10 protein-coding genes are annotated in these 12,849 nt (G+C 64.6%); 4 read left to right on the top strand and 6 right to left on the bottom strand.

Translation table 11 applies throughout. From position 1 onward, the window contains the following. Together G3I74_RS08515 and ntrC are read left to right on the top strand one after the other, a co-directional pair. Window positions 1-1,020, top strand: a complete 1,020-nt coding sequence (locus G3I74_RS08515) for a two-component system sensor histidine kinase NtrB (protein ID WP_164211149.1) — start codon at window positions 1-3, stop codon at window positions 1,018-1,020. After that, entirely contained in the window at window positions 1,013-2,407 is a 1,395-nt protein-coding gene (gene ntrC, locus G3I74_RS08510) for a nitrogen regulation protein NR(I) (protein ID WP_164211148.1), read from the top strand. The genes G3I74_RS08515 and ntrC overlap by 8 nt, the downstream gene beginning before the upstream one ends. Window positions 2,408-2,416: 9 nt before the next feature. Here the strand turns inward: ntrC and G3I74_RS08505 are convergent, their stop codons facing one another. Continuing rightward, window positions 2,417-3,418 (bottom strand): L-threonylcarbamoyladenylate synthase, encoded by a 1,002-nt coding sequence (locus G3I74_RS08505; protein WP_164211147.1) that lies wholly within the window; start codon window positions 3,416-3,418, stop codon window positions 2,417-2,419. Window positions 3,419-3,420: 2 nt separating this feature from the next. Next, the gene (dtd, locus tag G3I74_RS08500; RefSeq protein ID WP_164211146.1) at window positions 3,421-3,861 is read right to left on the bottom strand and encodes a D-aminoacyl-tRNA deacylase; all 441 of its coding nucleotides are present in this window, start codon (window positions 3,859-3,861) and stop codon (window positions 3,421-3,423) included. Between the two features lie 163 nt (window positions 3,862-4,024). Here dtd and G3I74_RS08495 point away from each other — a divergent pair, with 163 nt between their 5' ends. Further along, window positions 4,025-4,915: a lysophospholipid acyltransferase family protein gene (locus G3I74_RS08495; protein ID WP_164211145.1), complete on the top strand. Its 891-nt coding sequence runs from the start codon at window positions 4,025-4,027 to the stop codon at window positions 4,913-4,915. Next, window positions 4,912-5,817 (top strand): lysophospholipid acyltransferase family protein, encoded by a 906-nt coding sequence (locus G3I74_RS08490; protein WP_164211144.1) that lies wholly within the window; start codon window positions 4,912-4,914, stop codon window positions 5,815-5,817. The genes G3I74_RS08495 and G3I74_RS08490 overlap by 4 nt, the downstream gene beginning before the upstream one ends. A gap of 6 nt (window positions 5,818-5,823) precedes the next feature. Here G3I74_RS08490 and G3I74_RS08485 read toward each other — a convergent pair whose 3' ends face one another. The 4 genes from G3I74_RS08485 to G3I74_RS15930 form a co-directional block, all read right to left on the bottom strand. Further along, window positions 5,824-8,292 (bottom strand): efflux RND transporter permease subunit, encoded by a 2,469-nt coding sequence (locus G3I74_RS08485; protein WP_164211143.1) that lies wholly within the window; start codon window positions 8,290-8,292, stop codon window positions 5,824-5,826. Continuing rightward, entirely contained in the window at window positions 8,285-9,307 is a 1,023-nt protein-coding gene (locus G3I74_RS08480; RefSeq protein ID WP_203594627.1) for a WD40/YVTN/BNR-like repeat-containing protein, read from the bottom strand. Before G3I74_RS08480 ends, G3I74_RS08485 begins: the two co-directional genes overlap by 8 nt. Window positions 9,308-9,457: 150 nt before the next feature. Next, window positions 9,458-10,891: a DUF1329 domain-containing protein gene (locus G3I74_RS08475; RefSeq protein WP_164211141.1), complete on the bottom strand. Its 1,434-nt coding sequence runs from the start codon at window positions 10,889-10,891 to the stop codon at window positions 9,458-9,460. Window positions 10,892-10,915: 24 nt separating this feature from the next. Continuing rightward, on the bottom strand, window positions 10,916-12,847 hold the full coding sequence (locus tag G3I74_RS15930; protein ID WP_239056745.1) for a DUF1329 domain-containing protein: 1,932 nt from the start codon (window positions 12,845-12,847) through the stop codon (window positions 10,916-10,918). Window positions 12,848-12,849: the final 2 nt, after the last annotated feature.

The following is a 12,849-nucleotide window of genomic DNA, read 5'->3' as shown; positions in this document are numbered from 1 at the left end:
ATGGAGATGGTCGATCCCGACAGCCTGTACACCGGCATCCTGATCATCGGGACCGACGGCACCATCGACCAGCTCAACCAGGCCGCCGCCGACTTTCTCGGACGATCACCGGCCAGCCTGTACCGCACTCCGCTTGAATACGCCGATCCGGCACTGGCCCGCTGGTCACAGCGGCTGGCCCACGGGCATCGCAGTTTTCAGGCGCCCGAAGCCTCGCTGAGCACAACGGGCCAGTCCGCCGATGCGGTGTTTACCCGTATCGACGGCGGCGTTCTGATCGAGCTGCATCCGGTTGCCGAGCGACTGCGCCAGCGCCAGCTGGCCAATCGCGCCGACCAGCAGCAGGCCATTCACATGCTCTCCAGGCGCCTGGCCCACGAACTGCGCAATCCTTTAGCCGGCGTGCGCGCTGCCGCCCAGCTGATCGGCGGTCAGACCAGCGAGCCGGCGCTGAAGCGCCACGCCGAGATGATCCAGCGCGAGGTCGACCGCATCACCGGACTGATCGAACGCTTCGCCGGCGACCAGAACACCGAGCTCGCGGCGATCAATCTGCACCGGATCCTCGAAGAAACCGGCGAACTGGTGGTTACCGAACGTCACGGCCGCCTCGACCTGGTCAGAGACTTCGATCCCAGCATTCCGCCCCTGATGGCCGACGGCGACCGGCTGCACCAGATGGTGCTCAACCTGGTTCGCAACGCGGTCCAGGCCGAGGCCGGCACCATTCGTCTGGTCACTCGCATCGAACACGATTCGCCGATGGTCGACCGACCCGCCCGGCACGCCGTGCGTATCGAGGTTCTCGACGACGGCCAAGGCGTTCCCGAAACGTTGCGCGACCGGCTTTTTTTACCGATGGTTTCCGGGCGCGACCAGGGCTCCGGCTTCGGCCTTGCCATCGTCCAGCAGATCGCGCGCGCGCACGGTGGCCTGGTCGAGTACCTGCCGCGTTCACCCGGCAGCGCTTTCATCATTCGCCTGCCGCTGATTCCGGCCGAGGAGAGCGACCATGTCTGACAACGTCTGGGTCATCGACGACGACCCCGGAATCCGCTACGTGCTTGAGGAATACCTGACCGGCGAAGGGTGGAAACCCAGCGTGTTCGCCGACGGCGACGAGCTGAACGCGGCGTTCCGTCGCGGCGCCCCGGATCTGGTGCTGGCCGACATCCGGCTGGAAGGCAAAAGCGGCCTGGACGTGATGCAGGAACTCCGCCGCAGGCGTCCGGACCTGCCGGTCATCATCATGACCGCCTACTCCGACCTCGACTATGCCGTGCGCGCATTTCAGGGCGGAGCTTTCGAATTCCTGGCCAAACCGTTCGATCTCGACGAACTCGGGCGCCTGGTGCGCAAGGCGCTTAACGCCCGACCGGGCGACAGCGACAGCGGCGCGCCCCGTGACGGCCTGGTCGGCAGCTCGCCGGCCTTTCAGGAAATGATCCGGGTCATCGGGCGGCTGTCGGGCAGCGACATTCCGGTACTGATCACCGGCGAGACCGGCACCGGCAAGGAACTCGTCGCGCGCGCGCTTCACCAGCACAGCCCCAGGGCCGGTGGGCCTTTCGTGGCCATCAATACCGCGGCCATCCCGGAAGACCTGCTCGAATCCGAGCTGTTCGGGCACGAGCGCGGCGCCTTCACCGGGGCGGCCGACAAACGGCTGGGCCGCTTTGAGCAGGCAGCCGGTGGCACGCTTTTTCTCGACGAGATCGGGGACATGCCGCTGTCGCTGCAGTCGCGCCTGCTGCGCGTGCTGGCCGAGGGAGAGTATTACCGGCTGGGCGGTCATGATCTGGTCCGGGCCGATGCGCGCATTGTCACCGCAACCCATCGCGATCTCCCGGCGCTGGTCGAGAGCGGCCAGTTTCGCGCCGATCTCTACCATCGCCTGAAAGTGATCACCTTGCGGGTGCCGCCGTTGCGCGAGCGTCTGGAAGACGTGCCAGCCCTGGTGCGCCATTTTCTGCGCGAGGCCGGACAGGAATTCCGGTTGCCGCCCAAGCTCGCCGACCGGGCGCTGCTCGAGCACCTGGCCACCCTGGACTGGCCGGGCAACGTGCGCGAGTTGCGCCACCTGTGCCAGTCGCTGGTCGCCCTGGCCCCGGCGCCGGTCATCGGCATCGACGATCTGCCGCCGGAGCTGCACCCCGATCACCGTGGCGGCGCGACCAAGGCGCCCGGGTGGCCCGAATTGATGACCGAAGAGTTGCGCCAGCGCCTGTCGCGCGAAGAGCCAGACGTCTACGATCCGCTCAAGGCCCGCTTCGAGCAGCACGTCGCTCGCATTGCCGTGGACTTTTGCCAAGGCAACCAGTCCGAGGCCGCGCGCCGGCTCGGCATGAGCCGCAACACCCTGGCCCGAATCCTCAAAGAACCCAGCGCCCTGGCAACCTCTGACTAAAGAACCGGTTCAGCCGTCCAGGCGAGTCCACTCGGAGGCCGATTTTCGCAAGCGATTGGCAACCCCCTCCCAGGCCGCATCGTCCAGCCGCTCGGACGGAATGATGAGGTCGATGAACTGTCCCGGTTGGGCATCGGCCCGGCGCAACGCCGCATACAGCTCGCGCGCAGCCTGCGCCGGCTGGTCTGGGAGTTCGACCACCGTCGTCTCAGGATCAGCGTGCAGCCGCTGCCGAAGGCCTTGCAACCCGGCCTGTCCCGCAACCACCGTCACCCGCAGCGGCTTGCCCGGACGGTAATGGATCAGCATGCCACCGGGAGCGGCCGGCTGAGTAGAATCAGCCTCATCGGCCGGCGGAGACAGACGCCAGCCGGGCGGAAGCAGCGCGGCCAGCTGGCCCCGATCAACCTGGCCCGGGCGGAGCCACCACAGGGTCTGGGTCATCTCGTCGACGGCAACAATAGTGGACTCGATGCCCACGCGGCACCGGCCGCCGTCCAGGACCAGCACCTCGGAGGCAGGAAATGCCTCGGTCACATCCGCCGCCGAAGTGGGCGAAAGTCGCGTAAAGAGGTTGGCGCTGGGCGCAACCACCGGCGAATCCAGCGCCTCGATCAGCGCCAGGGCGACGGGGTGATCCGGCATCCGCAGGGCGACCGTATTCTGGCCGGCGGTGATTCGGTCGGAAATCGCCGCAGACCGCGGCAGCACCAGCGTCAGTGGTCCCGGCCAGAAATGCGAAGCCAGGATATCAGCCACTTCCGGCCAGTCGCTGACGCAGACCCTGGCCTGCGCGCGGCTGGCCACGTGGACGATCAGCGGATGGTCCGGCGGACGACCCTTGAGCGCAAAGATTCGCTCGACCAGTTCCGGCCGGTCGATCGGCGCGGCCAACCCGTAGACGGTTTCAGTCGGGATCGCGATCAACCGGCCGTGGTCGAAGACAGACGCCAGTCGTCTCATTTCAGTGCGGTCGGTGATATCAGGCGCCACGATCGACTCGGCGGACACGTTCAGTCGACCTCCAGCCAGAAAGTCACCGGTCCGTCGTTGACCAGGCTGACCTGCATATCGGCGCCGAACCGGCCCCAGGCGCTGTCCGGCCAGGCCGACCGGGCTCGCTCGATCAACCGCTCGAACAGCTCGGCGCCTTCCGACGGCGCGGCGGCAGGCGAAAAGCTGGGCCGATTGCCGGCGTTGGTGTCGGCGGCCAAGGTGAACTGGGGCACCAGCAACAATCCGCCTCCGGCCTGGCGCAGCCCGCGGTTCATGCGGCCCTGTTCATCGGCGAAAATGCGGTAATTGAGCAGACGCTCGAGGAAGCGCTCGAGGCGCTCGGCGCGATCGCCACGGCGGAAGCCGACCAGAACCAGCAGACCGGGGCCGATGCGGGCGATTTCCTCGCCGGACACCTCGACGGCCGCGCCGGTCACCCGCTGCATCAGACCAATCATTACCATCTCCCGCGTTCTCGAATGCGCTGCGGTCGGCGCCACAGCGGCAGGTCAGATTATAGGGCGCGAGGCCTGACGACCGGCGGGCCCGGGCCGAACTGGCCGGTGCGCGGGCTTTGCGGGTATCCTTTGGACCCCTGAACCCTGCCTTTGCCCGTCCTGCATGAAAATCACCCTGGCGCTGCTCCTGATTCGCCTGCTGAGCTGGATGCCGCTGCGGCTGCTGTACTGGCTGGCCCTGTTCCCGGCGGCCATTCTTTACTGCCTGCCATGGCGCAAGCATCGGGTCATCACAACCAACCTGGAGATCGCTTTTCCAGAATGGACCGCGCGCGAGCGCAAGCGGCTGCACTGGCGCAACCTGGTCGCCATGGCTCGCCTGGTGCTGGAATCGGGTGCAGTCTGGTACTGGTCGTCGGCGCGCCTGGATCGGGCGGTACGGGAAGTGCAGGGTCGAGACCATCTGGACCAGGCCCGCCGCGCCGGGCGCGGCGTACTGATAATCGGTGCCCACCATGGCAACTGGGAGATCAACGCGCTGCACCTGGGCCTCAACAGCGCGTTCAGCGGCCTGTACAAGGCGCCGCGAGACCGTCGGATCGATCTTGCCGTGACCGCTTCGCGCACGCGTTTCGGCAACCACCTGATCGCTGCCGGCTCGCCGGCGATGCGTCACATGCTGCGGGCGTTGAAATCCGGCGGCACCGTCGGACTGCTGATCGACCAGCAACCGCGCCAGGGGGAAGGCGTATTCGCGCCATTGTTCGGCCGGCCCGCGCTGACCATGACCCTGGTCAATCGGCTGGCGCGGCGAACCGGCTGCGTCGTCATCTTCTCTGATTGTCGCAGACTGTCGGGTGGCCGCGGCTGGGAACTGGCGTATCGACCGGTGGATTCGTCGGTGGCCGACGCCGACCCGGTCGTTGGCGCAACTGCCATGAATCGCTGTCTGGAAGAACACATCCGTGCACAACCCGAGCAGTATCTGTGGCTGTACAAGCGCTTTTCCCTGCAGCCGGAGGGCAGGACCGACCCCTACCGCAATCGCCGATGAATACCGGTCGACTGAAAGTCGGCCTGCTGACGACGCTTTCCCGAGTGCTGGGCTGGATGCCCCTGCGCTTGCTGCATGCCGGAGCCGTTCCGGCCGCCTGGCTGCTCGGGAAACTACCCTGGCAAAAGCACGCCGTGGTTCGACGCAACCTGTCGGTGTGCTTTCCGGAAAAGTCGGGTGGACAGCAGCGCCGCCTGGCTCAGGCACAGCGCGTGGAACTGCTGCGCCTGGCATCGGAACTTGGTGCCCTGGCCGGTTGGTCGGGAGAACGACTGACACGGCACCTGGCCCAGGTGAACGGTTGGCAAGACGTGCAGACGGCCCTGGATAACGGCCGCGGCGTGCTCATGGTGACCGGACATCTGGGCAACTGGGAAATCCTGAATCTGGAACTGTCGCGGCGCGTCGACATGGTCACCCTGTATCGCGCGCCTGACGATCCGGCGCTGGACGCATTCATCAGCGCCGCACGTACGCGTTTCGGCGGCCGGGTGGCGGCCAGCGGCAGCGCAGCCATGCGTCAGCTGCTGCGCCAGCTCCGCGCCGGGGGCGCGGTCGGTGTCGCCGCCGATATTCAGCCCAAGCGCGGAGACGGTGTGTTCGTCCCCTTTCTTGGCGTTCCTGCACTGACCATGACCCTGGTCCATCGGCTGGCTCGAAAGACCGGTTGCGCGGTCATTTTCTGTCACGCCCTGCGCCTGCCCCGGGGCCGAGGCTGGGCACTGCACTTCCAGTCCGCCCCGCCGGAAATCTTGGATCCGGATCCAGCGCGGGCACTGCAGCCGATGAATGACTGGCTCAGCGCAGGTATCCGGGCCGAGCCGGCCCAGTACCTCTGGATTTACAAGCGCTTCAGCAAGCGACCAATTCCCGGTGGGCCGCGCTTTTATCCGAAGTCCTGATCAGGCTTAACGGGCGGCCGGCTCTTTCCAGGCCAGCAGCATCCTAGCCAGGGCGGGCAGCAGGAGCATGGCACCGACCATGTTGAAGATAAACATGAAAGCCAGCAGCACGCCCATGTCGGCCTGGAACTGCAGGGCCGAGAACAGCCAGGTGCCAACCCCGACCGCCAGCGTGATGGCGGTGAAGAACACCGCCTTGCCGGTCAGGCGCAGGGTGCGCAGGTAGGCCTCGTCGAGGTCGTAGCCGTCCTGCATGAACGCGCGCATGCGGCTGAAGATATAGATGCCGTAATCGACGCCGATCCCGACCCCCAGCGCGACCACCGGCAGGGTATTGACCTTCAGGCCAATGCCCATGTAAGCCATCAGCGCGTAGGCCATGTAGCTGACCAGGACCAGCGGCAGGACAATGCAGGCGGTGCCCAGCACGGTGCGGAAAGTGAGCAGACACAGGATGATGATGGCTGAGTAGACGTACAGCAGCATCGGCAGCTGGGCGGCCTCGACTTCCTCATTGGTGGCCGCCATCACGCCGACGTTGCCGGTGGCCAGGCGGAAGCGCAGGCACTCTTCGCACGGCTCGCCCTCCTGCATGACCAGATCATCCACGACATCGCCGGCCGGCTGGAAATCCAGCTGTTCAACGAAGATCTCCTCGCGCAGTTCGCGCACCGCCCGAACCACCCGGATGATGGTCTCGGCCTTGTGGTCGGTGGTGAACAGCATGATCGGCATGGCGCTGCAGTCTTCGTTGAGCAGACCGGTCGAGGTCTCGATGTTCTGCAGGTTCTGGCGCATGATGAAGGCATTGCGCGGCAGCACTTTCCAGCGCAGGTTGCCCTCGTTCCAGCCGGCGTTGACCGTCTTGGCCACCATCGGCAAAGAGACCACCTGCTGGACGCCTTCGACGTTGGCCATCCGCCACGAGAAACGATCGATGGCGTCCATGACCGCGTAGGACTCGGTACACGCCCCCGGCACGGTTTCTGCAATGATGGAGATCAGGTCGGTGCCCAGCGAAAAGCGGTCCGAGATGAGCTCGGCATCCTGGTTGTAGCGCGCGTCCGGCCGCAACTCCGGGACCCCGGGCTGGGAGTCGCCGATCTGCATGTCCTGGCTCTTGATCCAGGCGAAGGCGAACAGGCCGGCGCCGACCAGCACGGCGATGGTCGCCACACGGGGCCGGGTAAAACTGGCGATCATCAGCCAGATCACGCCGGTCTTGCGGCCATTTTCGTATTGACGCTCGCGGAAAGCCTCGGGATTGCGCAGCCGGACATAAGACAAAAGGATCGGCAGCAGCACCAGGTTGGTGAAAATGATCACCGCCACGCCGATGCTGGCCGTGATTGCCAGTTCCTGGATGATGCGGATATTGATCAGCAGGATGGTGAGAAAACCGATGGTATCGCTGATCAGCGCGATCGACCCTGGCGCCAGCAGCCGCGCGAAGGTGCGCTTGGATGCATCAAGGCTGGAAATGACCTTGATGTCTTCCAGTCGATGACCATCCTGCGCCAGACCGACCGGCGAATTGCCGCCGAAAAGCTTTTCGGCGTTCCAGCCGGAAATCATCTGGACCCCGTGGCTGACCCCGATGGCGAACACCAGGAAGGGGGTGAGAATGTTCATCGGGTCGATGCCAAAACCCAGCAGGCTCAGCAGGCCGAGCTGCCAGATCACCGCCGTGACCGAGCACACCAGCGGTAGCACCGTCAACCAGACCGAACGCGAATAGAAAAACAGCAGCAAGGCCGTGATGACGAAAGCCACGCCGAAATAGACCACCACCCCGCGTGCACCATCGGCGATGTCGCCAACGATCTTGGCAAAGCCGATGATATGGACGGTGTAGCCTTCGCCCTCGAAATCCTCACGAATCTCTTCAAGCTGCCGCGCGACGTCCTGGTAGTCCAGCGATTCACCGCTGCCCGCATCCTGCTCAAGCAGATTGGCCGAAACCAGGGCGCCGGAGAAATCCTCGGCCACCAGGCGGCCGACTTCACCGGACGCGACGATATTGGAGCGCACGCGCTCGAAGGCTTCGGGCGAAGGCGAGAAATCGGCCGGGATGACGTTACCGCCGGCAAAGCCATCCTCGACAATCTCCACGAAGCGCACGTTCGGGGTAAAAATCGAACGCACGCTGGCCCGGTCGACCCCGGGGATGAAAAATACCCGGTTACTGATTTCTTCGATGCGCTCGAAGAATTCATCGGTGAACATCTCACCGTCTTCGGCCATGAGCGCGACCATGATCCGGTTGGCCCCACCGAACTCGCGCTCATATTCCATGAACGTCTGCATGTATTCGTGCTCAAGCGGCAGCTGCTTTAAGAATCCAGCGTCGACGCGCAGCTGCGCCAGGAAGAACATCATGACGACTGTGCCAATCGCGAAGATCAGCAAAACCAGCGGCCGGATACTAAAAATGGCGTCGGCCGCCCGCCGGCTGAACGGGCTCGACTCACTCATGGCTCAGCCCGTCCGCACCGGCCAGCACCAGCGTGCCGTTGGGCGCAATCAAAACCGAGACGTAGTCGCTGCCCAGTCGGTCTTCGTCCAGATCGAAGCCCCCGGATTCGGGATCATAGTGCAGGCGAGCCGCGCCCGTTCCGACCATCAAGGGGCGATTCTGGGGGTCGATTATCCCGCCCATCAGGGTGGACTCCAGGCCGGTGTCCAGCACCGTCCAGCTGTCGCCAAAATCGTCGCTGCGCTGAACGTGACCGCGCAGCCCGTAAGCCAACACGGTGTCGCCGCCCAGATGGAGCAGACCGAACATCGACCCGGAGTAGGGAAAGCGAAAGCTCTCCCAGGTCTGCCCGCCGTCGACCGAGCGAAAGCCGTAGCCGCGTTCGGCGGCGATCATCTGGCGACCCGCGCCCAGATCGAGAAAGGCGTTGAGATGACACTCCATGAACTCGTAGCACCCGCGATCGAAATCCAGGCTGGCATCGTAGTACTCGTCGTCTTCCGGCCCGCCATCGGGCTCCTCACCCTGTTCTTCGACCATTGCGCGGGCGGCCTCCTCCCAATCGATGGCTTCGGCGGTGACCATGTCGGCCATGTCCAGAATCTCCCAGTGACGGCCGGCGTCCTCGGTGCGCATGAACAGCCCGTAGGCGCCAACGGCGATGCCGGTGTCGCCATCGAAGAAATGCACGTCCAGCAGCGGTTGCTCCCAGTCCGGCTCGAAATGCTGCAGGGCCCAGGTCTGGCCGAAGTCGTAGCTGTGAATAATGGTGCTGTCGTGGCCGACGGCCCAGAGCCGCTCATCGGCGTAAGTCACGCGGGTCAAGGTCGCCTGAACGGGCACGAACTCCGCCTGGGTCCAGTCGCGACCATCCTCTGATAACAGGACATGACCATGCTCACCCACCGCGACCAGGTTGCGAGGGGTCTGGATGACGTGCAGGATCAGGCTTTCCGCGGCCAGCGGCGCATGGACCGCCGGCCGGGGCAACTCGTGGGGGGGCGCCGCCAGCACCGAAACGATGAGGCAGGCGGCCAAGCCCGCGGCCAAGCCAGCTCGGAGCCGCCACCTCATGGTCGAAAACAGATCGCGCCGATGGTGAAAACGGGAGCGAAGCCGTCGACCGGCTTACGCCCCGTCCGGAGTCGCGCCTTCGCGTCCAACTCAGCGCCGTCCTCTTACGCGCAGTGCCTGGGGCGTGTAATCGCTGGCGCTCAGGTCCTCGTCAAAGGTCATGACCGGATCCTGGTTGTCGATGCCGTTGGCGATGTAGCGACCCGACTGCAGATCCATGGTCGACTCGATCGTCACCCACAGCGTCGGCACATCGTAATAGTTGATGGAGTGCGCTTCCGAGACCCGCCACATGTTGCCGCGCTGGTCGTAGTGATCGATGATGGCGATCTGGTAGCTGTCGGCATCCAGATACATGGTCCGCCGGGCATTGATGTGCCGCGTGCCTTCGCGCAGGTTGGCCTCGACCACCCAGACGCGGTGCACTTCATAGCGCATGTGTTCTGGATTGAGATGGCCCGGGGTGACCAGATCGTCGGGCTCGAGCTCGTCGCTGTGGGCCTGGTAGGAGTTGTAGGGAATGAACATTTCGCGCTGGCCGACAATTTCCCAGTTGAATCGATCCATCGCACCGTTGAACATATCGGTCATGTCGTTGGTGCGCAGACCGTCGGATGCCGTGCCCGGGTTGTCGTAGGCAACGTTGGGCGCGCGTCGGACCCTGCGCTGGCCGGGATTGTAGATCCAGGCCTGGCGAGGCTGCTCAACCTGGTTGAGCGACTCGTGGACCAGCAGGATGTTGCCGGCCAGACGGGCTGGTGATTCCACTTCCTGGAAAAAGTACAGCAGGATATTGTTGGTGTCGGCAATGGTATTGCCTTCGACGTAGTACAGACCCAGGAACTCTTCGCGCAGACGGATGAGCTGATAGTTGCCGCCTGCGGTCGGGACGACCTGGTTGAAGTAGCGCCGGCCGCCCGTGCCCTTGTACTTCATCTTATGGTTCCAGACCAGCTCGTAGGCATTCTGCGGCAGCGGGAACGGCAGGCCTTCGGCCACGTCCACCACGCCTTCACCCGCAGCAACCAGCTGCCCCGTCGATGCGTTGCTTCGGGTCGCCTCGTAAATGCGCTCGGGGAATGAGGCCGAACGGCGGCTGGGATAAATCTTCATCCGGAACGTATCCGGATAGCGTTCAAACGCGGCCTTGTGCCCGGCCGACAGCTGGTCGGCATAGTCCTGGTAGTTCTCGGCCGTGATGACAAACAGCGGTTCGTCATCGGCATAAGGGTCGGGATGACGATCACCTGGCTCATAGCCGGCCGGCCAGTCATCGCGACCCAGTCCGCCGGTCCACTCCGGAATCGTGCCGTCGGCATTGCCGGCCCGCAGCGAACCCATCGGGGTCAGGTCTTCTCCAAGGCGGGCGATGTTGGCCTCGGTCCGGGGAATGATGTAGTCGCCCTGCTCATCGGGCACGGTCTGCGCGCTCGCCGAGAACGACAGGCCAATAAGGGCGGCAGCCAGTACGCCTTTCCGGGCGGCCTTGCGGCAGAAAACGTTCCGTTGTGGTGTCTGCTTCATGAGATTTTCGACTCCAAGGTGATTTTATCGACGGCCCCGGGTTCTCAATGCCTGGGGGGTATAACTGCTCGGGCTCAGCGGCACGTCGAAGGTGTTGACGGGGTCCTGGTTATCCAGCCCGTTGGCGATGTAGCGGCCGGACTGCAAGTCCATGTGAACCTCGATGGACGACCAGAAGGTCGGCACATCGTAGTAATTGATCGCATGCGATTCAGACGCGCGCCAGAGCTCTCCCCGGCCGTCATAGTGATCGGTCAGGAGAATCTGGTAACTGTCTTCATCGAGATAGAAGGTGCGGCGCGAGTTGATATGGCGAAATTCCGGTCGCAGTTCGGCTTCGATCACCCAGACCCGGTGAAGTTCATAGCGCGTGTAGTCCGGATTGAGATGACCGGGCATCACCAGATCCTGTGGCGTGACGTCGGCGCTGTGGATCTTGTAGGCGTTGTAGGGAACGTACATCTCGCGCTTGCCGGCAATGCGCCAGGTGAAACGGTCCATGGCACCGTTGAACATGTCGGTCATGTCGTTGGTGCGCAAACCGTCAGACGCCGTGCCGGGGTTGTCATAGGCCACGTTCGGCGCCCTGCGAACGCGGCGCTGGCCCGGGTTGTAGATCCAGGCCTGGCGCGGCTGCTCGAGCTGATTCAGGGTTTCATGTACCAGCAGGATATTGCCCGCCAGCCGGGCCGGAGACTCAACCTCCTGGAAAAAATAAAGCAGGATGTTGTTGGTCTCGGCAATGGTGCTGCCTTCGGCGTAGTACAAGCCCAGCAGTTCCTCGCGCAACCGTACCAGCTGAAAACTGCCACTGGCGGTCGGCGCGACCTGGTTGTTGTAGCGGGTACCACCTGTGCCCTTGTGCTTGAGCTTGTGGTTCCACATCAGCTCGTAGGCATTCTGGGGCAGCGGAAAAGGAAAGCCCTCGGCCACATCAGCCACGCCTTCGCCGTCGGCAATCAGGCGACCGGTAGCCGCATTCTCAATGCTCGCCTCGTACACAAACTCCGGAAACGACGCGCTGCGCCGCGTCGGATAGACCGCCATGCGGTAAGTGTCCGGATAGCGCTCGAAGGTCGCCATCTGACCGACCGACAGGCGATCACGGTACTCCTGGTAGTTATCGCCGGTAATGACATACAGCGGCTCATCGCCAGCGAAAGGATCAAGGTGGCGCTCGCCGGGCTCGTAGCCCGCCGGCCAATCGTCTCGCACCAATCCGCCCTCCCAGGGCGGTATCCGGCCGTCGGCGCTGCCGGCGCGGATCGAACCCATGGGGGTCAGGTCCTCGCCAAGCCGGGCAATGTTCTCAGGCGTGCGCGCAAGAACGACGTCCTCGTCCACCGTCGCCGGAGGCGTTTCGGCTTCGGCTTCCTGCTCCGTCTGGACTTCCGCCAGCTGCTCTTCGCGCAGCCGCTCGGCTTCAAGGCGCGCGGCTTCGGCTTCTTCAGCCGCCAGCCGTTCGGCTTCTGCCCGCTCGGCCGCCAGGCGCTCGGCGAGCTCCTGCTCCTCTGCCAGACGTTCGGCTTCCGCGCGTTGCGCTTCGGCCTGTGCTTCCTGCTCGGCGGCTTCCCGCTCTTCGGCCAGGCGCGCGGCTTCGGCTTCTTCGGCGGCCTGTCGTTCGGCTTCTTCAGCGGCCTCTTGGGCCGCCTCCTCGGCCGCCAGACGTTGCGCTTCGGCCTCGGCTACGGCTTGCCGAGCGGCCTCGTCAGCCGCCTGGCGCTCGGCCTCGGCCCTTTCTCGTGCTGCCCGGCGTTCAGCTTCGGCTTCTTGCTGCGCCGCCTGACGCTCGGCCTCAGCCTCCTGTTGGGCCTGTCTTTGCGCCGCAGTGTCGGCAGCAGGCGTCGACTGACCGCCCTCCAGCGAATCGGACTGCGGCGGCATCGCGCAGGCCGTCAGCGCCAGCAGCGCGATCACCAGCAACACCACCCGCACCGGGCTGGAGTCAGCGGTCATGC

It is taken from the genome of Wenzhouxiangella limi, assembly GCF_010499265.1.
Lineage (GTDB): Bacteria > Pseudomonadota > Gammaproteobacteria > Xanthomonadales > Wenzhouxiangellaceae > Wenzhouxiangella > Wenzhouxiangella limi.
The sequence above is the reverse complement of the archived record's forward strand: the minus strand, read 5'-3'. Positions and strand labels throughout refer to the sequence as shown.

What these genes read in the sequence shown, in the direction of transcription:
- G3I74_RS08515 (WP_164211149.1), top strand. Translation starts at nt 1, where the DNA reads ATGGAGATGGTCGATCCCGACAGCCTGTACACCGGCATCCTGATCATC.
- ntrC (WP_164211148.1), top strand. Translation starts at nt 1,013, where the DNA reads ATGTCTGACAACGTCTGGGTCATCGACGACGACCCCGGAATCCGCTAC.
- dtd (WP_164211146.1), bottom strand. Translation starts at nt 3,861, where the DNA reads ATGATTGGTCTGATGCAGCGGGTGACCGGCGCGGCCGTCGAGGTGTCC.
- G3I74_RS08495 (WP_164211145.1), top strand. Translation starts at nt 4,025, where the DNA reads ATGAAAATCACCCTGGCGCTGCTCCTGATTCGCCTGCTGAGCTGGATG.
- G3I74_RS08490 (WP_164211144.1), top strand. Translation starts at nt 4,912, where the DNA reads ATGAATACCGGTCGACTGAAAGTCGGCCTGCTGACGACGCTTTCCCGA.
- G3I74_RS08485 (WP_164211143.1), bottom strand. Translation starts at nt 8,292, where the DNA reads ATGAGTGAGTCGAGCCCGTTCAGCCGGCGGGCGGCCGACGCCATTTTT.
- G3I74_RS08475 (WP_164211141.1), bottom strand. Translation starts at nt 10,891, where the DNA reads ATGAAGCAGACACCACAACGGAACGTTTTCTGCCGCAAGGCCGCCCGG.
- G3I74_RS15930 (WP_239056745.1), bottom strand. Translation starts at nt 12,847, where the DNA reads ATGACCGCTGACTCCAGCCCGGTGCGGGTGGTGTTGCTGGTGATCGCG.